The organism is Massilia sp. DJPM01, assembly GCF_030348125.1.
GTDB lineage: Bacteria > Pseudomonadota > Gammaproteobacteria > Burkholderiales > Burkholderiaceae_D > Telluria_A > Telluria_A frigida.
In genome coordinates, this window is sequence record NZ_JAQOZV010000026.1 from 20,453 (window position 1) to 40,119 (window position 19,667).

Consider the following 19,667-nt stretch of genomic DNA (forward strand, 5'->3'; position numbering starts at 1 on the left):
AGCCCGAGGCCACGATGATTGTAGTAAACGATGTACGCAAACAGTTCGGCACCTTGCAAGCGCTGGGCGGCGTCAGCTTCACGGCCGCCGACGGCCAGATCACGGCCCTGCTCGGTCCGAACGGGGCCGGCAAGACCACCCTGCTGCGGCTGCTGGTCGGCTTGCTCAAGCGCGACCAGGGCAGCATCAGCATCGGCGGCATCGACCCGGCCATCGATCCGATGGCGGTGCGCAAGGATATCGGCTTCCTGACCGACCAGTTCGGCCTGTACGAGCGCCTCAGCACGCGCGAATACCTGGCCTATTTCGGCGAACTGAACGGCATGAGCATGGCCACGGTGCAGCGCCGCATCGATGAAGTGGCCGACCTGCTGGCCATGCAAGACATCCTGGAGCGGCGCGCCAAGGGTTTTTCACAAGGCCAGCGCATCAAGGTCGCGCTGGCGCGCACCCTGCTGCACAAGCCGCGCCACCTGCTGCTCGACGAACCGAGCCGCGGGCTGGACGTGATGAGCACGCGCGCCCTTCGCACCGCCCTCACCGCCCTGCGGCGCGACGGCTGCTGCGTGATCATGGCCACCCACGTGATGCAGGAAGTGACGCACTTGTGCGACGACGTGATCGTCATCGCCAAGGGCCATACCGTGGCCCAGGGCTCGCCCCAGGAACTGTGCCGCCGCACCGGCATCGCCAATCTCGAAGACGCCTTCGTCAGCCTGGTCGGCGAAGAAGGAATCGCAGCATGAAGCCGGCCTTCCTGGTCGTTTTTCTCAAGGAATTCAAGGAAACGCTGCGCGACCGGCGCGCCCTGGTGCTGCTGGCCCTGTTCACCTTGATGTACCCGCTCATGCTCGGCTACATGCTCAACCAGCAGATCGGCCGCGCCACCCGCTCCGAGCGCGAAGGCATGGAACTGGCCGTGGTCAATGCCGCCCAGGCGCCCAACCTGATGGCCCAGCTCAAGCAAAAGAACATCACCATCGTGCCGATGGACGAGATGAAGGAAGACGCCATCGCCGAGCTGCTGCGCGGGCGCAAGGTGGTGGCCCTGCTGCGCCTCGATCCCAAGTTTGGCGAACACTACCAGGCCATGCGGCCGGCCGGCATCGAGCTGTGGTACGACTCGGCCAGCGACAACAGCCAGCGCCAGCGCGACGTCGAAGAGGTCCTGCATAGCTACAGTTCGAACATCAGCAGCGCGCGCCTGCTGGCGCACGGGGTCTCGCCGGCCACCATGGCGCCGGTGCGCCTGCAGCGTTTCGATACCGGCAGCACGGCGGCGCGCTCGGCCGGCCTGATCGGCGCCATTCTCGGCTTCCTGTTTTTCCCCGCGTTTATTTGCGGCTTGTCGGCGGCGGTCGACAGCACCGCCGGCGAACGCGAGCGGCGCTCGCTCGAAGTGCTGATGGCCCAGCCGGCCAGTCCGTGGTCGCTGATCACCGGCAAGTGGCTGGCGGCCGGCTCGCTGGCCGTGATCGGCATCACGCTGGAACTGGCGCTGGCCCATGCCGTGCTGTCCTGGCTGCCGCTGGAAGAAATCGGCATGAGCTGGCGCCTTACCTCGGCCCAGCTGGCCCTGGTGTGCGTGGCGACCATTCCGCTGTCGCTGTTCGCGGCCGGCCTGCACATCGCGCTGGCGATGAATGCCAAATCGTTCAAGGAAGCCCAGAGCGTGCTCAGCATGGTGATCCTGGTGCCGATGCTGCCGGGGGTGGCGGTGTCGGTGCTGGACCTGAAAACGGCGACCTGGATGTATGTGGTGCCGATGCTGTCGAACCAGACCCTCTTGCGCGAACTGGCCAAGGGCCAGGACCTGGGCGCGCTGCCGTTCGTGCTGACCTTTCTCAGTTCGATGCTGCCGGCCCTGGCGGCGGTGGCGTTCGCCAGCTGGCGCATGAAGAGCGAGCGCTACGTGCTGTCGGTGTAGCTGCCGCCAGCGCGGGCGCGCGGGCTCCATTACAATAGGCCGACACAATCATCGGAGAATGCAATGGAAGTCACAGTCAGCTGGAACGGTCCCTCGGGCATGAGTTTTCGGGCGCAGACAGGGTCGGGCCACATGGTCAGCATGGATGGCGCGCCCGAAGGCGGCGGCCACAACCTGGCGCCGCGGCCGATGGAAATGGTGTTGCTCGGTACCGGCGGATGCACGGCCTATGACGTGGTGCTCATTCTCAAGCGCGGCCGCGAGGATGTGCGCGGCTGCGACGTGAGCCTGAAGGCCGAGCGCGCGGAAACCGATCCCAAGGTGTTTACCAAGATCCATTTTCACTTCACGGTGACGGGGAAGAACCTGAAGCCGGGCGCGGTGGAGCGCGCGGTGAGCCTGTCGCACGACAAATACTGCTCAGCGTCGATCATGCTGGCCAAGATGGCCGAGATCACGCATTCGTTTGAGATTATTGAAGGGTAAGCCGATAGCGCCCTGCCGTCGTTCCTGCCACTGCCAGAAACGACGGGTAGTGGTAAACGACGAGTGTCAGCGGCAGCGCTTACGCAGCATCAAACGTAATACGCCGTCGTCGTCATCACCTTGGCCATCGCACTCATCACGCCGCGCACCGGCAGCGGCACGTCCACCGCGCCCAGCGCCTGCGCCGCCGCCCCGTGCGCGATCTCGTCGAGCCGCATCTGGTCCACGATCGCGCGCGATTTGCTATCCTGCACCGGCAGCAAATCGAGATGGCTGTTCAGATGCGCCTCCACCTGGCGCTCGGTCTCGACCACAAACCCCAGGCTGCGCGCATCGCCCAGCTGCGCCGCCACCGTGCCCAGCGCGTACGCCCCCGCATACCACAAGGGATTAAGCAAACTCGGCCGCGAACCCAGCTCGGCCAGCCGCTGGGCCGTCCACGCCAGGTGATCCTCTTCCTCGCGCCCCGCCTCGGCGAACTGCTGCCGCATTTCCTCGGTCCGGGCAAAGCGCGATTGCGAGTTGTACAGCGCCTGCGCGCACACTTCGCCCACGTGGTTGACCCGCATCAGGCCGGCGCTGTGGCGCTGTTCGGCTTCGTCGAGCTGGCCGTCATCGGCATGCGCCGCCGGGGTCGGCCGCGATGCCGATGCCACGCCCGCGATCACGCGCAGGGCCTTGTCCATGCTGACGATCAGCTGGTCGAGTGGATTGATGGATCGTTGTGCTGGCATACGCGCTGTCCCGGTAGCGATAAAACGCCATTATAGGACGTCCGGCCCGGGCGGGTCGCCCGCTGCCCGCATGGCCGGCGCGCCGTCGTCCGTGCCCCCGGCCGTGGCCAAGGCCGTCTGGCGTTCGATCCAGTCGAGCAGCGGACCGGCGACATCGATGCCGGAAATGTTTTTCGCCACGCCCAGGTTCAGCTGCAGCAAAAATGGAATGGTGTCGGGCGGCACATCCGGACAATGTTCGGTGAACGCGGCGATGAAGCGCGGCGCGGACACCACCGGCACCACTTTCGCCCCGCTCATGAACTGCAGCACGCTGGTGATCGTGTGCCCCTTGCCGATGGTATGGTAGATGAACTGGTTGAAGGCGCGGTCGACCTTCTTGAAATCGATGGTGTCGGACGTCATCAGCCCGGCCAGGTAGTACAGGCCGAGGGTGACGCGGAAGTACGCGGTCCATTCGGCCGCATTGCGCCCGCTGCCGGCGACGGCGATTACTTTTTCTTTGATGGCACTGTCCATGGACCCATTATCCACATTTCCGGCCCGCTGTGGCGGCCTGCCGTGCTTGCGGCCGTGAATTTGTGCGTGCTACCCTCACGCTTTGAGAGAAGGAACCCGATGATCGAGGTGAAACACCTGGCCAAGCGCTTCGCCGCGACGGTGCACAAGGAGCGGCGCGCCCGCCAGCGCGACGTGCGCGAGAGCGATGGCTGGTTCCACGCGGTGCGCGATGTCAGTTTTTCCTGCGCGCCCGGCGAAGTGCTGGGCCTCTTGGGCCCGAACGGCGCCGGCAAGACCACCACCCTGCGCATCCTCTCGACCGCGCTGCGTCCGGACGCCGGCAGCGCCTTCATCGACGATATCGATATCGTGGCCGACCCGATCCGGGCGCGCCAGCGGGTCGGCTTCCTGTCCGGCTCGACCGGCCTGTACGGGCGCCTGAGCGCGCGCGAGAACGTCGAGTATTTCGGGCGCCTGCACGGCATGGCCCCGGCCCGCCTCAAGCAGCGCTGCGACGACCTGTTCGAGCAGCTCGACATGCACGCCTACGCCCACAAGCGCGCCGACGACCTGTCGAGCGGCATGAAGCAGAAGTGCGCCATCGCCCGCACCGTCGTGCACGAGCCGCAGGTGGTGATCCTGGACGAACCGACCACCGGGCTCGATGTGATGTCGGCGCGCGTGCTGCTCGAATTCATCGCCAGCTACAAGGCCCTGCGCATTCCGCTGATTTTTTCGACCCACCACCTGCACGAGGTCGACAAGCTGTGCGACCGGGTGTGCATCATCAACCGCGGCCGCAGCGCCTTCAACGGCAGCGTCGCCGAGCTGCGCGAGCTGGGCGGCAGCCACGACCTGTACGACGCCTTCGTGCACGTCATCAATCAGGAAGGCTGAGCCATGTGGATTGTGTATCTCAAGGAATTGCTGGAACTGCTGCGCGACCGCAAGACCTTCATCTTTACCCTGCTGCTGCCGATCATCGCCATGCCGATGATCTTCGGCGGCCTGGGCTACCTGTCCTCGACCATTTTCAAGAAAGCCCAGCACAAGGAACTGACCTACGCCCTGTTCGGCAAGGACAATGCGCCCGGGCTGAGCGAGCGCTTCGCGCGCGAGAAAGGCTTGCGCGAAGTGCCGCTGGCCGATGAAGGCGCGATCAAGGCCGCCATCGACGCCGACCGCATCCATTTTGCCATCGTCATTCCGCCCGGATTCGAACAAGCGATGGCGGCGCACCGCCAGACCCGCGTCACGCTGCACTACAACAATGCGGTGGCGCTGGACATGACCCACAAGCGGGTGGCGGCCGTGATCGACGCGCATAACGGCGCGCTGCGCGAGCAAGCCTTGTCGGCCATGAACATGAGCCGCGCCGAGCTGCGCTTTGCCCTCAATCCGATCGAGCTGGAAGAATTGTCGACCGCCGGCACGCGCGAGCGCATGGGGGCGCTGGTGGGGGGCTTTTTGCCCTATATCTTGCTGATGGTATGCCTGATGGCGGCCATGTACCCGGCGATTGACCTGGGCGCCGGCGAGAAGGAGCGCGGCACGCTCGAAACCTTGCTGCTGGCGCCAATTGCGCGCACCGCGCTGGTGCTGGCCAAGTTCCTGGTGCTGTTTACCGTGGGCCTGACCTCGGCGCTGCTGATGGTGGCCAGCATGGGTTTGCTGCTGGCCTTGTTCGGCAGCTCGTTCGAAGGCGGCCTGGCCCAGATGGTGCGCGCAATCGGCGCCCGCGACCTGGCCATGGTGGCGCTGATGCTGGTGCCGACGGCCGCCATCTTCGCCTCGATCCTGCTGTCGATTTCGATTTACGCCAAGAGCTACAAGGAAGCGTCGGGCATGATTTCGCCGCTGATGATGCTACTGATCGTGCCGATTGTCGTGGCCATGCTGCCCGGGGTGGAGCTGAACTGGTTCTGGTCGATGGTGCCGCTGACCAATGTCTCGCTGGCGATGAAGGAACTGGTGAAGGGGACCATGGATTACCGCATGTTTTCGGCCATTTTGCTGTCCACCACCCTGATCGCCGGGGCGCTGCTGGCGTGGTGCAGGTGGTGGTTCAATCGGGAGGATGTGTTGTTTCGGAGTTAAGGTTGACTGCTCACCTCGACATCGTCGCAGCCGCCGTTGAACCGCTATCAGTCTCACCAACGTCGCAGGCCTCACCACCGTCGCCCCCGCGCAGGCGGGGGGCCCAAGTTGTCAGCTCAGTCGTCGGCTGCGGAGCGAACTTGGGGGGAACGCATGCGAGGCCACTCATCCACTCCCCCATTTGTGCAATCTGAGCACGTCAAATTGCGGTACGTCGCAACAGGCGGCCGTGGCGCGGTCAAATTTTATACAATGCAACTCTAGAAGTGCGCCCGGCTACCCGCCAAACGTACGTACTGCGACCGTATCAGGAGTCAGGCATGGAATTACGCATCAGGAATTTATCCAAGACCTATGCCAATGGCGTAGTTGCCTTGGATAAAGTTACCCTCACCATCCCCAGTGGGATGTTCGGCCTGCTCGGCCCGAACGGGGCGGGCAAGTCGACCCTGATGCGCACCCTCGCCACCTTGCAGGAGTGCGACGCCGGGTCGGTCTTCTTCGGCGACCTCGACGTGCTCGACGACAAGGACGATATCCGCCGCCTGCTCGGCTACCTGCCCCAGGACTTCGGCCTGTACCCCAAGGTCACAGCCTACGAACTGCTCGACCATTTTGCCGTGCTCAAGGGCTTGTCGCACCGCAGCCGGCGCCGCGAAGTGGTCGACGGCCTGCTCCAGCAAACCAATCTGTTTGAAGTACGCAACCAGCGCCTCGGCACGTTTTCGGGCGGCATGCGCCAGCGCTTCGGCATCGCCCAGGCCCTGCTGGGCGACCCGCAGCTGATCATCGTCGATGAACCGACCGCCGGCCTCGACCCGCAGGAACGGGTGCGCTTCCACAACCTGCTGTCCGACATCGGCGACGACAAGACGGTTGTGCTGTCGACCCACATCGTGTCGGACGTGTCCGATCTGTGCGCCAACATGGCCATCATCAACAAGGGCCACGTGCTGCTGTGCGGCGAGCCGCAAAAGCTGATCGACGATATCGACGGCCACATCTGGGCGCGTTTCGTCGCCAAGCACGAGCTGGCCCATTTCCAGAAAGAGCACGCGGTGATCTCGACCCGTCTGCTGACCGGCCGCACCCTGATCCACGTGTACTCCGAACAAGATCCTGGCGATGGCTTCGAGCCGGCCGCCGGCGACCTCGAAGATGTCTACTTCGCCACCATCGCCGGACGCCACGTCGCGGCCAGCAACTGCTGAAGGTGGCCTCCATGTTGGCAATCGCCCTGTTTGAAGCGCGCCAGCGGCTCAAGCTGCTATCGACCTGGGTCTACTTCGGCATGTTCTTCGCGCTGGCCATGCTGTGGATGGCGGCCGCCGGCGGCGTGTTCAAGGATGCCTACGTCACCTTCGGCGGGCGCCTGTTCATCAACTCCCCGCGCTCGATTGCGCTGACGGTGGCCTTCCTCGGCTGCCTGGGCGTGGTGGTGATGGCCGCCATGATGGGGCGCTCGGTGCAGCAGGATTTTGAATACGATATGCACCATTTCTTCTTCAGCGCGCCGATCGCCAAGCACGACTATGTGTTCGGGCGCTTTCTCGGCGCCGCGCTGACCCTGGCGGTGGTGTTTTCCAGCATCGTGCTGGGCGCCTGGCTGGGCACCTACATCCCCGGCATCGAAGCCGACCGCCTGGGCCCGTCCGGGGCCTGGATGTACCTGTGGCCCTACCTGCTCCTGACCCTGCCCAACATTGTCATCTTCGGCGCGATTTTCTTCGTGCTGGCGGCCCTGACGCGGCGCATGCTGCCGGTGTACGTGGCCAGCGTGGTGATGATGATCGGCTACATCGTGGCGCCCTCGCTCGCGCGCGACCTCGACTACAAGACCCTGGCCGCGCTGATCGATCCCTTCGGCACCACCGCCCTGATCCGCATCACCGAATACTGGACCATTGCCGAGCGCAACGGCCGCGCCATTCCCTTCGACGGCGTGGTCCTGTACAACCGCGTCCTGTGGTGCGGCTTCGCGCTGGTGGTGCTGATGCTCGGTTACTGGCGCTTCCAGTTCAGCGCCAGCGCCGCCAGCCGCCCGGCCGGGCGCGCCGAGGGCGACGTCCCGCAACAACTGTCGCACAGCGCCATCGCTTCCCAGGAAACGCCGGACTTCCTGCGCCGTAGCCTGGCCCTGCTGCTGCTCAGGTCGACCTGGCTCAACTGGCGCGAATCGGTCAAGGATGTCTACTTCGCCGTGATCGCCCTGGCCGGCGTACTGGCCGTGTTCGGCGCCTCGCTCAACCTCGGTTCCATGTACGGCACCAATACCTATCCCGTCACCTACCAGGTGCTTGAACTGATCAGCGAGGCCTTCGCGCTGTTCATGCTGGTCGTGACCACCTTTTACGCGGGCGAACTGGTCTGGCGCGAGCGCGAGGCGCGCGTGGGCCAGATGCTCGACGCCTTGCCGCTGCCGAGCTGGCTGCCGATGCTGGCCAAGCTGTTCGCCCTGATCGGCCTGCAAGTGCTGATGCTGGTGCTGGTGATGATCGCCGGCATGCTGATCCAGCTGTTCCGCGGCTACTTCGCCATCGATGTCGGCCTGTACCTGCAAACCCTGTTCCTGATCCACCTGCCCCAGTACGCGCTGGTGGCGGTGCTGGCAATCGCGCTGCAAGTGCTGATCAACCACAAGTACCTGGCCTACTTCGCGATGATCGTGTATTACTTCGCCACGCTCACCTTCAGTTCGCTCGGCCTCGACCATCCGATGCTGCTGTACGGCACCTCGCCCTCCTTCATGTATTCCGACATGAACGGCTATGGCCACTTCCTGGTGCGCGAACGCTGGTTCGAGCTGTACTGGGGCGGCGCGGCGCTGATGCTGATGGTCGCGTCGCTGGTGTTCTGGCCACGCGGCTGCAACGCCGAACTGGGCAGCCGCATCCAGCTGGCGCGCCGCAACCTGAGCCTGCCGGTCATGGCCACCTTCGCGGCCGGGCTGGCGATCTTCGCCGGCAGCGGCGCCCTGCTCTATTACAACCTGCACATCGAAGGTGACTACCAGACCGCGTGGCAGAAAGACCGCACGCGCGCCGGGTACGAGCTGCGCTACAAGAAATACGCGGCGCTGGCGCAGCCGCGCGTGAGCGGCGTCGACCTGAAAGTGGCGATCGTGCCCGAACAGCGCCGCCTGACCGTCACCGGTGTTTACCAGCTCGACAACAAGGGTACGGCCCCGATCACCCAGGTATTCATCAGCCAGGACCGGCTGGCCAGCCTCAAGGTGCGCTTCGGCCAGAAGATCACGCCCCTGGTCAGCGACCGCGAACACGGCTTCTATGGCTACCAGCTGAGCGCACCGTTGGCGCCGGGACAAAGCATGCCGCTCGAATTCGACGTGGAATTCGAGGCGCGCGGCGTGCTCGGACTGGAATCGGACACCCCGGTGCTGAGCAACGGCAGCTTCTTCAACAATGGCCAGTTGCCGCGCATCGGCTACCAGCCGGCGCTTGAACTGGAAAACGACCGCGACCGCAAGCGCCACGGCCTGGCGCCGCATGCGCCGCTGCGCTCGCCCAATGATCCGGCCGGACAGGCGAATAATGCGCTCAGCGCGGACGCCGACTGGATCAGCTTCAATGCCGTCATCAGCACCAGTCCGGACCAGCTGGCGATTGCCCCCGGCACCCTGGAAAAGGAATGGATGTCGGCCGGACGGCGCTACTTCCATTACCGCATGGACAAGCCGATCCTGAATTTCTACGCCTTCCAGTCGGCCCGCTACGAAGTGCGGCACGACCGCTGGCAGGATGTGATGATCGACGTGTATTACCATCCGGGCCACGACTTCAACGTCGAGCGCATGATCCGCGGAGTCAAGGCCGCCCTGGAATACAACTCGAAGCATTTCAGCCCGTACCAGCACAAGGTGCTGCGCGTGGTCGAGTTTCCGCGCTACGACGCGTACGCGCAATCGTTTCCCGGCACGGTGCCATTTTCGGAAAGCATCGGCTTCATCGCGCGGGTCGACGACAACAATCCCAAGGATATCGATTACCCCTTCTACGTGGCGGCCCATGAAGTGGCGCACCAGTGGTGGGGCCACCAGCTGGTAGGGTCGAACACGCGCGGCAGCACGGTGCTGAGCGAAACCCTGTCCGAATATGCGGCCCTGATGGTGATGAAGCAGCAGGTCGGCCCGGAACGCATGCGCCGCTTCCTGCGCTACAACCTGGACAAGTATCTGATGGGACGGGCGCTGGAAACCAAGTACGAGCTGCCGCTGGCGCTGAACGAAAACCAGAGCTACATCCACTATCGCAAAGGTGCGCTGGCCATGTACTGGCTGCAGGACGTGCTGGGCGAAGAGAAGATCAACGCCGTGCTGCACGAGCTGCTGACGCGCCATGCCTTCCACGGCGCGCCGTATCCGAGCGTGCTGGCGCTGACCGATGCCTTGCGCCTCGCCACGCCGCCCGAACTTGCCTACCTGATCGACGACCTGTTCGAGCACATCGTCCTGTACGAGAACCGGGCCACGTCGGCCATGGCAACCAGGCGCGCGGATGGCAAATATGAGGTGACGCTGCGCGCCAGCGCCGTCAAAATGCGCGCGGGCAAATTGGGCGACGAGACGGAAGTGCCCTTGAAAGACCTGATCGAGTTTGGCGTCGACGACAAGGATGGCAAGCCGCTGCTGCGCGAACGGCGCGTTGTCGACAGCAATACCATGAGCGTGACGATGGTGGTGAGCGCGCGACCATACAAGGCCGGGATCGATCCGGACAACAAGCTGATCGACCGCAAGCCGGGGGATAATATGATCGAGGTGGAGCAATAAGGGACTTTCGGGCCGTCGTCGCTTTTAGCGCCCGAAAGCTTTGTTCCCCTGTCACTAACAAGGACCCGAGACCTCGTCGGCATGGGCGGCGATGCTGGCCCAACGATTTCTCTATTTCAACTTGAACACATTAAAAGGGTCGCTCCTGCTTTCGCCTTGGATGCTCTCTATTTGGTGAAGAGTCAGCGGCCGCCCATCTGCGGCTGCCTTCTCGATTTTATCTTTAAGGCGGGCAAACACAGGCGGAGGTCGCACCACTCTGGCTCGCCTGGGTATGTTGGGATTCTGTTCGCGCGCCACTTCTTCCTGAAATTCTTTGATCGTCGCTCTGGTAATCCGTAACGCATCTTTAAGCGTATTTTCTGATTTAATCGCCTCTTCCAAGGTGTAGCCTTTCAAATCATCGCCGGGTACGCCAGTATCCGCGCCATCGCGCTGTAAGTGCAATACGCGAACTGCCTCTCTCTGAAGCTCCGCTTCAAGCACCGGAAGACTGGCCCGCGCTCGCTTATATCGTTCTTCCTTGACATTCCAGTGCGGTCCGAAATGATAGACAGCGCCGTACATCACTTTCGCAGTCGTTTCACTGACGCCCGCTGCTAACATCGCGCCGTAAAACGCCCGGTGGACGGCTTGCGCCTCTCTGGTCCTCTGTTCACATGCAACATCGTGAATGACGGACGCATACCTGTATCGTCCTTCAAAGGGCCCTCCGATGACCGACCACGCCACCTGCGGAATGGAAGCACCGTCGACAACCGAGCCCTTTGGGGCATACCACTGGAGATTATCGGCATCCAAATACGCAAAATCTTCCGCAAGCGTCATCGTCCGTCCATCCGCCGACCACTTTGCAACAACCTCTCCGATGAACTTCCCGTTTTGCTGGGCTTGAGTCAGGCTAGACACGCCGAATAGGCATGCTACCAAGATTGATTTAATCATCTCACCCTCTCGTCGCGCGAAATTATCAAGCCATGATCACAATATCCGCCAAGCCCAGTGTTCTTGCAACCTCTTCTGCATACGAAAGGTAATTTCGCTCGGAGGGCCGATATTACCTAAAGGACATGTGGGAAGAGACGGCGTCAGATTGCGTTTGCCTCGGCAAAATACCTTAGCCGCGCTGATCTCCTTCTTCCACCAGCGGCCCCTAACACTTGTACAAGGTTCGCCCCGAATCTGGCGCGTCAAATATTTCTTTTCGTATAAACTCCCACCTTTTACGTGGAAGATAGCATGCCCAGCGCCAAAACGATGGACCAGACCGGCTTTCGCCGCATCCTCGCCCGCAACGTCGCGTTGCCGCTGGCAATCGGCGTGGGCAGTGCGCTCATTTTCGTGGCCGTCATCACTTACCTGCTGTCGGTGCTGAGCATGGTGGAACACAGCGAAAAGGTGATCGGCCATGCCAACGAAGCGGCCAAGCTGTCGGTCGACCAGGAATCCGGCCTGCGCGGCTATCTTCTGAGCAATGATGAGGCTTTTCTCGCCCCCTATACGCTCTCGAAAGGCAAAACCTCCGCGACCATGGAAGCGCTGACCAAGCTGGTGTCGGACAACCCACCCCAGGTCGAGCGCCTGCGCCAGATCATGGCGATGCAGGAGCAGTGGAACATTTACGCCAACAACGCCATCGCGCTGCGGCGCGCCAATAATGATGTCATCACGCTGGTACGCAGCGGGCGCGGCAGGGTCGCCTTCGACGAAATCCGCACCACCTTCAACGAGTTTCTCGCGGTCGAACAGCGCCTGCTGCAACAGCGTAACGAGTCGGCCCAAAGCGTCACGCGCTGGGGCGTCGGCCTGTACCTGCTGGTCAGCCTGCTGCTGTCGGGCCTGCTGGCCTATTTCGGCCGCCGCGAACTGATGCACCTGTCGGGGATATTCGGCGACGCCATCGACCAGCACCGCACCCACGGCGAAGCGCTGGAACGCCAGGCCTGGCAGCGCAGCGGCCAGACCCAGCTGGCCGAACGCAGCATCGGCCACAACAGTCTTTCCAGCCTCGGCCGCGCCGCGCTCGACTTCATGGCCGAATACACCGGCGCGGCTGTCGCCGCCCTGTACGCGCGCGACGAAGACGGCAGCCTGCGCCGCATCGCCGGCTACGGCATGAGCCGCGAAGAAGCCGAGCGCGAAGTGCGCTTCAACGGCGCCGACACCCTGGTCGGCCAGGCGCTGCTGTCCAAACGCCCGATCGTGCTGGGCAACCTGCCCGACCACTATCTGAAGGTCAGCTCCGGCATCGGCAGCGGCAGCCCGCGCCACCTGGTCCTGATCCCGGTCGACAATGACGGCGTGGCCAACGGCGTGATCGAATTGGGCTTCCTGAACGAGCCGCGCAAGCGCGACCTGGAATTCCTGGAACTGGTCGCGCCGAACATCGGCCGCGCCATCGAAGCGGCCCTGGCGCGCCGCCGCCTGCACGATGCGCTGGCCGAGACCCAGCAGCTCAACGAAGAACTCCAGGTGCAGCAGGAAGAGCTGCGCACCGCCAACGAGGAACTCGAAGAACAATCGCGCGTGCTGGAAGAATCGCAGACCATCCTGGAAAACCAGAAGGCGGAACTGGAGCAGACCAACGAACGCCTGGCCGAACAGGCCAATGCGCTCGATGAAAAAAACAGCGCCCTGGGCGTGATCCAGCACGAGCTGGAAGAGCGCGCGCTCGACCTGCAGCGCGCCAGCAAATACAAGTCCGAGTTCCTGGCCAATATGTCGCACGAACTGCGCACGCCCCTGAACAGCTCCCTGATCCTGTCCAAGCTGCTGTCCGAGAACGCCAGGGGCAACCTCGAACCGGAGCAGATCCAGTTCGCCAACACCATCTACGCGGCCGGCAACGACCTGCTCAACCTGATCAACGATATCCTCGACATCTCCAAGGTCGAAGCGGGCAAGCTCGAACTGTCGCCCGAAGACATCGCCCTGTCCGAACTGGCCGACACCATGCGCCACACCTTCGGGCCGCTGGCCGGCCAGAAGCAGCTCACCTTCACCTGCGCCGTGGAAGCGGGCGCTCCGCTCACGCTGCATAGCGACGGCCAGCGCCTGCAGCAGATTCTCAGGAACCTGCTGTCGAACGCGATCAAGTTCACCGATGCCGGCCAGGTCTCGCTGACCATCGAAGCGGGCCCGGACGGCATGCTGGCCTTCGTCGTGCGCGACTCGGGCATCGGCATCGCGCCCGACCAGCACGCGATCATCTTCGAGGCGTTCCGCCAGGCCGATGGCACCACCAGCCGGCGCTACGGCGGCACGGGCCTGGGCCTGTCGATCTCGCGCGACCTGGCGGCCCTGCTGGGCGGCTCGATCGCGATTGCCAGCGCGCCCGGCAAGGGCAGCACCTTTACCCTGCTGATGCCGGCCATGCTGCCGGGCGGCACCCCGGGCCTGCCCGTCGCCGCCGCACCGGAAGCCCCGCGCGCCACCCTGGCGCCAGCGCCGGCGCCAGCATCCGTCCTGCGCGCGCCGGTGTTTGCCGACGACCGCGGCCACGACGTGGTGACCGGCCGCAGCGTGCTGGTGATCGAAGATGACGCCGCGTTCGCGCGCATCCTGTTCGACCTGGCGCACGAAATGCACTACCGCTGCCTGGTCGCGCACAGCGCCGCCGACGGCCTGCAGGCCGCCAACGACTTCCTGCCCGACGCCATCCTGCTCGACCTTGGCCTGCCCGACGGCTCGGGCCTGGACGTGCTGCAAAAGCTCAAGGACAATCCGCGCGCGCGCCACATCCCGGTGCACATCGTCTCGGCCAACGACCGCGCCGAGGCCGCGCTGCAACTGGGCGCGATCGGCTACGTGATCAAGCCGGCCACGCGCGACCGCCTCAAGCAGGTATTCCGCACGCTCGAAGGCAAATTCACCCAGAAGCTCAAACGCGTGCTGCTGGTCGAAGACGACGAGCGCCAGCGCCAGAGCGTGGTCCAGCTGATCGACGACGCCGACGTCGAGATCACTGCGGTGGCCAGCGGCGGCGAAGCCTTTGCGCTGCTGCAGGCCAGCGTCTACGATTGCATGATCATCGACCTGAAACTGCCCGACATGCAGGGCCACGAACTGCTGCGCAAGATGGCGGCCGAGGAAATCGTCTCGTTCCCGCCGGTGATCGTCTACACCGGGCGCAACCTGACCCGTACCGAGGAAGCCGAGCTGCTGAAATATTCGCGCTCGATCATCATCAAGGGCGCGCGCTCGCCCGAGCGCCTGCTCGACGAAGTGACCCTGTTCTTGCACAAGGTCGAGTCGCAGATGTCGGCCGAGCGCCAGAGCATGCTCAAGACCGTGCGCAGCCGCGACCGCGTGTTCGACGGACGCCGCATCCTGCTGGTGGACGACGACGTGCGCAACATCTTCTCGCTCACCAGCGCGCTGGAACAGAAAGGCATCACGGTCGAAGTGGGCCGCAACGGCTTCGAGGCGCTCGAACGGCTCGACCAGATCCCCGACATGGACCTGGTGCTGATGGACGTGATGATGCCCGGGATGGATGGCCTGGAAGCGACGCGCCGCCTGCGCGCCGACCCGCGCTTCGCCAAGCTGCCGGTGATCGCCATCACGGCCAAGGCCATGAAGGACGACCAGGAACAGTGCATGAAAGCCGGCGCCTCGGACTACCTGGCCAAGCCGATCGACCTTGACCGCCTGTACTCCCTGCTGCGCGTCTGGCTGCCGAGCATGGAGCGGCTCTGATGAATGCACCGGACAGCATCAGCATCGAGCTGCGCCTGCTGATGGAGGCGATCTACCTGAAATACAGCTACGACTTCCGCGACTACTCGGGAGCCTCGCAAAAGCGCCGCGTACTGCATGCGCTGCACCAGATGGATTGCGCCAGCATCTCCGAACTGCAATCGCGCGTGCTGCACGACCCGGACGCCTTCATGCAGCTGCTGCAGTACCTGACGATTCCGACCAGCGAGATGTTCCGCGATCCCTCGTACTTCCAGGCGCTGCGCGAGCACGTGATGCCGCACCTCTCCACCTACCCGTCGCTGAAGATCTGGATCGCCGGCTGCAGCACCGGCGAGGAAATCTACTCGATGGCGATATTGCTCAAGGAAGAAGGGCTGCTGGAACGCTCGATCATCTACGCCACCGACATCAACCCGCATTCGCTCGACCGCGCGCGCAAGGGCGTGTTCGCGCTCGATCGCATGCGCGCCTACACCGCCAGCTACCAGATGGCGGGCGGCCGCGCCGCCTTTTCCGACTACTACACGGCCGCCTACGACGGCGCCCTGTTCGACCGCAGTCTGGTGGACAATGTCATCTTCGCCGACCATAGCCTGGCGACCGATAGCGTGTTCTCCGAAACCCATCTAATCAGCTGCCGCAACGTGATGATCTACTTTAACCGCAAGCTGCAGGACCGCGCGCTTGGCCTGTTCCACGAATCCCTGTGCTACCGCGGCTTTCTGGGCCTGGGCAGCAAGGAAAGCCTCGATTTCTCGGCGCATGCCGACGCCTTTGAACCGCTGGTCAAGGCCGAGCGCGTGTTTCGCAAGGTGGCGCCATGAGCGCCGTCCATGACGCACTGCTGGCCGGGCGCAGGATCGACGCCGTGGTGATCGGCGCCTCGGCCGGCGGCATCGACGCCCTGCTGCGCCTTTTGCCGGCGCTGCCACGGCACTTCGGCTTTTCGGTGACGGTGGTGCTGCACCTGCCGGACGACCGCGACAGCCGCCTGGCCGAAGTCTTCCAGCAGCGCCTGGCGATGCCGGTGCGCCAGGCCGACGACAAGATGCCGCTGGAGGCGGGCAGCGTCTATTTCGCCCCGCCCGGCTACCACCTGTCGATCGAACGCGACTTCAGTTTTTCGCTGAGCCAGGAAGACCCGGTGCATTTTTCGCGCCCCGCCATCGATGTGTTGATGGAGTCCGCCGCCGACGCCTACGGTGAGCGCCTGGCCGGCATCCTGCTCACCGGCGCCAGCGCCGATGGCGCCGCCGGCATGGCGCGCATCGCCGCCTGCGGCGGCCTGACCGTGGTGCAGGACCCGCTCGACGCCGAGATTGCGACCATGCCCCTGGCCGCGATCCGGCTGCGCGCACCAGACGCCGTGCTGTCCGTGCCCGCCATCGGCGCGCTGATGGCCGCGATGAAGGAAATCCAATGAAGAGCGACCAACAAAAAATCAAGCTCCTGATCGTCGACGACCTGCCCGAGAACCTGCTCGCGCTGAGCAAGATCATCGAACAGGATGACCGCATCGTCTACCAGGCCAGTTCGGGCGAGGCGGCGCTGTCGCTGCTGCTCGAACACGACTTCGCACTGGCCATCCTGGACGTCATGATGCCCGGGATGGACGGCATCGAACTGGCGGAACTGATGCGCGGCACCGAGCGCACGCGCAACGTGCCGATCGTGTTCGTCAGCGCGGCCGGGCGCGAACTCAATTACGCCTTCAAGGGCTACGAGACGGGCGCCGTCGACTTCCTCTACAAGCCGCTCGACATCGCGGCCGTGAAAAGCAAGGTGAATGTGTTCGTGGCCCTGTGCCAGCAGCGCAATGAGGTCAAGCGCCAGGTGGCAGAACTGGAAGAGAGCCGGCGCGAGCTGCGCGCCACCCAGGTCGAACTGGAACGCTCGGTGAAGATGCGCGACGACTTCATGTCGATGGTGGCGCACGAACTGCGCACGCCGCTCAACACCCTGTTCCTGGAAACCCAGCTGCGCGGCATGCAGCTCGACAAGGGCAACATGGCCGTCTTCAACGAAGAGAACATGCGCAAGATGGTGGCGCGCGACGGGCGCCAGATCCAGAGCATGATCCGCCTGATTAACGACATGGTCGACGTGTCGCGCATCCGCAGCGGCAAGCTGTCGATCCGCCCGGCCGAAACCGAGCTGTCGGCGCTGCTGGCGCGCATCGTCAGCGACCTGGCGCAGCGCACCGAGGCGGCTGGATGCACCGTCGAGCTGCATGCGCCGGAGCCGGTGGCGGGCGTGTGGGACGAGTTCCGGGTCGAGCAGATCATCATCAACCTGCTTACCAACGCGCTGCGCTACGGCGGCAGCAAACCTGTGAAAATCAGCCTGGACGCGCGCGACGGCTACGCCATCATCGTGGTGCGCGACCAGGGCGTGGGCATCGCCCCGGAAGACCAGCTGCGCATCTTCGCCCCATTCGAGCGGGCCGGCACCAAGGACGTGCGCGAAGGCCTCGGCCTGGGCCTGTACATCGCGCGCCAGCTGGCCGAGTCGCACGACGGCACGCTCGATGTCGACAGCGCGCCGAACCAGGGTGCGGCCTTCCGCCTTACCCTGCCGCTCTGCGGATCGCACGCATGAACGCTCGCCGCCTTTTACTGCGCGGCGCTGGCGCCGTGGGGCTGCTGGCCTGCTTAGGCCGCGCCGGTGCGTCCCGCCTCGAACCGAGCTACGGCCAGCACGGCATGGTCTTGTTTGGCGGCGCCGATGGCCTGTATGCCTCGCATTTGCCGATGCTGCATGCGCCGCACGACCGCCAGGTAATCTTGCAAATCCGGCTGGCCGACAAGGCGCTTGATGCTGCGCTGCGGCGGCGCCTCGATGGCAAGACGGCGCTTTGGACCATTGCGCCGGAAAATTTTGAACTGGACCGGCTGGCGCCAGACAGCGATGACCCGCTGCGCGCCTTCAAGGCCGACCTGGTACAAGGCCACTTCGAGCGTGGCGGCGCTACCCAGCACAAAGGGACGTCGATACTGGTCGAGAAGGTGCTGCTGTTCCGGCCCCTTCTGCCCCGCTTCGCGGTCAGCACCACGGCGCGCTACCTGCAAGTGGGCGGCGGCGCCACGCGCTTCCTGGTCAAGCAGATCGACAGCCGCCCGGACTTCGACCATATTGTCGCGTTCCGCACGCGCCTAGATGCCCCCCACGAGCCGGTCGAGGTACCGAAAAAGGCGCTTGAAGAGACACCGGCCGCCGCCTTGGCGCGCCAGTTGCGCGGCGCCCGCATCCTCGGCACCATCTATTTCGACAAGGCCGACCTGGCATGACCATACCGCCCGAATACCACGGCCTGTGGCGGCGCGACGGCATCTGGCGCAGCGACGGCAGCAGCGACACCACGACGCAGGTGCTGTGGTTCCAGTCGGCGCGCTGGCACATCGACTCGCGCGGCTTTGCCGGCAGCACCGTGGTGGAAGGTGCACGCTGCGAATGGCATCCCGAGATTGCCTTCCCCGCGCTCGGCCCCGGTATCGATGCGGGAACGATGCGCTTTGACGGCGCCGACAAGGTCGAAGAAACCGGCATCGACGGCAGCTACCGCGAACTGTGGGTGCGCATCGACGCCGGCCCGGTGCGCGCGCAGCGGCTCCAGCGCGACGGTGGCGCGCTGGCCTGGCTGATCACCGGCGCCGAGTGGATGGCGTGGGCGCACGGCCATCCCGGCGCCATGGCGCAGTTCAGCATCGCCCGGGACGAGACGGCGGCGCTGCCGCCGGAGGCCGGAAGCGGCTGGCACGTGAGCGCCACCGACGGCTAGGCCGGCGGCTCGGCGTCGATAAAGCGGCGCACCAGTTGCGCAGCCATCGGCGCCGCGTACCCGATCGGCATGCTGGCCTGGGCCGCGCTGGCCAGCTGGAAGGTCCCCTCCATCATGGCCAGCAAGGCGGCGGCCAGCGCGTGCACGTTGGCCGTGCTTCTCCCCTGCGCGGCCAGGCTGGCCGCAAGCAGTTCGCGCAGCAGCGCCAGCTCGGTATCGATCGCGTGCTGGTAGGCTGCACGTACCTCGGGCTGGCGCACGGCTTCGGCACCGATCACCACCCAGGCCGCGACCGCGCCCGGATCGGCGCCCTCCCCCAAACCAAGACGCGCATCGATGTAGGCATTCAAACGCTGGTCGGCATCGACCGCGTTCTGCGCGAACGCAAGGTAGCGCTGCTGCGCCGCTGCGGCGAGCGCCTTCACCAGCGCCAGCAAGATATCGGCTTTGCTGTGAAAATGGTAGTGCAGCAGGCCCGGAGTCAGTCCCGCGCGGCGGGCGATCAGCACAATGGTGGCCTTGTCGTAGCCATGCTCGGCCATCGTGTCCAGCAAGGCTTGCACGATCTGCGCGCGGCGCTGTTCCGAATTGGGCTTCCTCGACATGCGTGCATCACTTAAATTGGTTGAATGACCAAATTATACTTGTTTTCCC

17 protein-coding genes are annotated in these 19,667 nt (G+C 64.4%); 13 read left to right on the top strand and 4 right to left on the bottom strand.

Going from position 1 to position 19,667, the window contains the following annotated elements; translation table 11 throughout:
- The first annotated feature begins 14 nt into the window (after nt 1-14).
- The 3 genes from PO883_RS17545 (at nt 15) to PO883_RS17555 (ending at nt 2,413) form a co-directional block, all read left to right on the top strand.
- The gene (locus PO883_RS17545; protein WP_167089673.1) at nt 15-746 is read left to right on the top strand and encodes an ATP-binding cassette domain-containing protein; all 732 of its coding nucleotides are present in this window, start codon (nt 15-17) and stop codon (nt 744-746) included.
- The gene (locus PO883_RS17550; protein ID WP_289310912.1) at nt 743-1,927 is read left to right on the top strand and encodes an ABC transporter permease; all 1,185 of its coding nucleotides are present in this window, start codon (nt 743-745) and stop codon (nt 1,925-1,927) included. The genes PO883_RS17545 and PO883_RS17550 overlap by 4 nt, the downstream gene beginning before the upstream one ends.
- Nucleotides 1,928-1,990: 63 nt before the next feature.
- Nucleotides 1,991-2,413, top strand: coding sequence for an OsmC family protein (locus PO883_RS17555; protein WP_099874279.1), 423 nt, complete (start codon nt 1,991-1,993; stop codon nt 2,411-2,413).
- An 89-nt stretch (nt 2,414-2,502) separates the two neighbouring features.
- On the opposite strand, the gene coq7 is transcribed toward PO883_RS17555, so the two are convergent.
- Nucleotides 2,503-3,147, bottom strand: coding sequence for a 2-polyprenyl-3-methyl-6-methoxy-1,4-benzoquinone monooxygenase (gene coq7 / locus PO883_RS17560; protein WP_289310913.1), 645 nt, complete (start codon nt 3,145-3,147; stop codon nt 2,503-2,505).
- Between the two features lie 30 nt (nt 3,148-3,177).
- Entirely contained in the window at nt 3,178-3,666 is a 489-nt protein-coding gene (locus PO883_RS17565) for a hypothetical protein (RefSeq protein ID WP_289310914.1), read from the bottom strand.
- 99 nt (nt 3,667-3,765) lie between these two features.
- Between PO883_RS17565 and PO883_RS17570 the strand changes: the two genes are divergently transcribed.
- The 4 genes from PO883_RS17570 to PO883_RS17585 all read left to right on the top strand — a co-directional run bounded on the left by PO883_RS17570 (nt 3,766) and on the right by PO883_RS17585 (nt 10,534).
- Nucleotides 3,766-4,545: an ATP-binding cassette domain-containing protein gene (locus PO883_RS17570; protein ID WP_289310915.1), complete on the top strand. Its 780-nt coding sequence runs from the start codon at nt 3,766-3,768 to the stop codon at nt 4,543-4,545.
- A 3-nt stretch (nt 4,546-4,548) separates the two neighbouring features.
- Nucleotides 4,549-5,745, top strand: coding sequence for an ABC transporter permease (locus PO883_RS17575; RefSeq protein WP_289310916.1), 1,197 nt, complete (start codon nt 4,549-4,551; stop codon nt 5,743-5,745).
- 320 nt (nt 5,746-6,065) lie between these two features.
- Nucleotides 6,066-6,956, top strand: coding sequence for an ABC transporter ATP-binding protein (locus PO883_RS17580; RefSeq protein ID WP_289310917.1), 891 nt, complete (start codon nt 6,066-6,068; stop codon nt 6,954-6,956).
- An 11-nt stretch (nt 6,957-6,967) separates the two neighbouring features.
- Nucleotides 6,968-10,534 (top strand): M1 family aminopeptidase, encoded by a 3,567-nt coding sequence (locus tag PO883_RS17585; protein WP_289310918.1) that lies wholly within the window; start codon nt 6,968-6,970, stop codon nt 10,532-10,534.
- A gap of 111 nt (nt 10,535-10,645) precedes the next feature.
- Here the strand turns inward: PO883_RS17585 and PO883_RS17590 are convergent, their stop codons facing one another.
- On the bottom strand, nt 10,646-11,479 hold the full coding sequence (locus PO883_RS17590; RefSeq protein WP_289310919.1) for a DUF1353 domain-containing protein: 834 nt from the start codon (nt 11,477-11,479) through the stop codon (nt 10,646-10,648).
- A 294-nt stretch (nt 11,480-11,773) separates the two neighbouring features.
- Here PO883_RS17590 and PO883_RS17595 point away from each other — a divergent pair, with 294 nt between their 5' ends.
- From PO883_RS17595 to PO883_RS17620, 6 genes are read left to right on the top strand one after another with little or no spacing between them, the layout of a single operon-like run.
- A complete protein-coding gene (locus tag PO883_RS17595) occupies nt 11,774-15,232 on the top strand; it encodes a response regulator (RefSeq protein ID WP_289310920.1) in 3,459 nt (1,152 codons plus the stop codon).
- The gene (locus tag PO883_RS17600; protein ID WP_289310921.1) at nt 15,232-16,059 is read left to right on the top strand and encodes a protein-glutamate O-methyltransferase CheR; all 828 of its coding nucleotides are present in this window, start codon (nt 15,232-15,234) and stop codon (nt 16,057-16,059) included. Before PO883_RS17595 ends, PO883_RS17600 begins: the two co-directional genes overlap by 1 nt.
- The gene (locus tag PO883_RS17605; protein WP_289310922.1) at nt 16,056-16,658 is read left to right on the top strand and encodes a chemotaxis protein CheB; all 603 of its coding nucleotides are present in this window, start codon (nt 16,056-16,058) and stop codon (nt 16,656-16,658) included. Before PO883_RS17600 ends, PO883_RS17605 begins: the two co-directional genes overlap by 4 nt.
- Nucleotides 16,655-17,833 (top strand): hybrid sensor histidine kinase/response regulator, encoded by a 1,179-nt coding sequence (locus PO883_RS17610; protein WP_289310923.1) that lies wholly within the window; start codon nt 16,655-16,657, stop codon nt 17,831-17,833. The genes PO883_RS17605 and PO883_RS17610 overlap by 4 nt, the downstream gene beginning before the upstream one ends.
- Entirely contained in the window at nt 17,830-18,522 is a 693-nt protein-coding gene (locus PO883_RS17615) for a hypothetical protein (RefSeq protein ID WP_289310924.1), read from the top strand. Before PO883_RS17610 ends, PO883_RS17615 begins: the two co-directional genes overlap by 4 nt.
- Nucleotides 18,519-19,013, top strand: coding sequence for a hypothetical protein (locus PO883_RS17620; protein WP_289310925.1), 495 nt, complete (start codon nt 18,519-18,521; stop codon nt 19,011-19,013). The genes PO883_RS17615 and PO883_RS17620 overlap by 4 nt, the downstream gene beginning before the upstream one ends.
- On the opposite strand, the gene PO883_RS17625 is transcribed toward PO883_RS17620, so the two are convergent.
- Nucleotides 19,010-19,618: a TetR/AcrR family transcriptional regulator gene (locus PO883_RS17625; protein ID WP_289310926.1), complete on the bottom strand. Its 609-nt coding sequence runs from the start codon at nt 19,616-19,618 to the stop codon at nt 19,010-19,012. The two genes, PO883_RS17620 and PO883_RS17625, sit on opposite strands and share 4 nt — an antisense overlap.
- Nucleotides 19,619-19,667 lie beyond the last annotated feature (49 nt).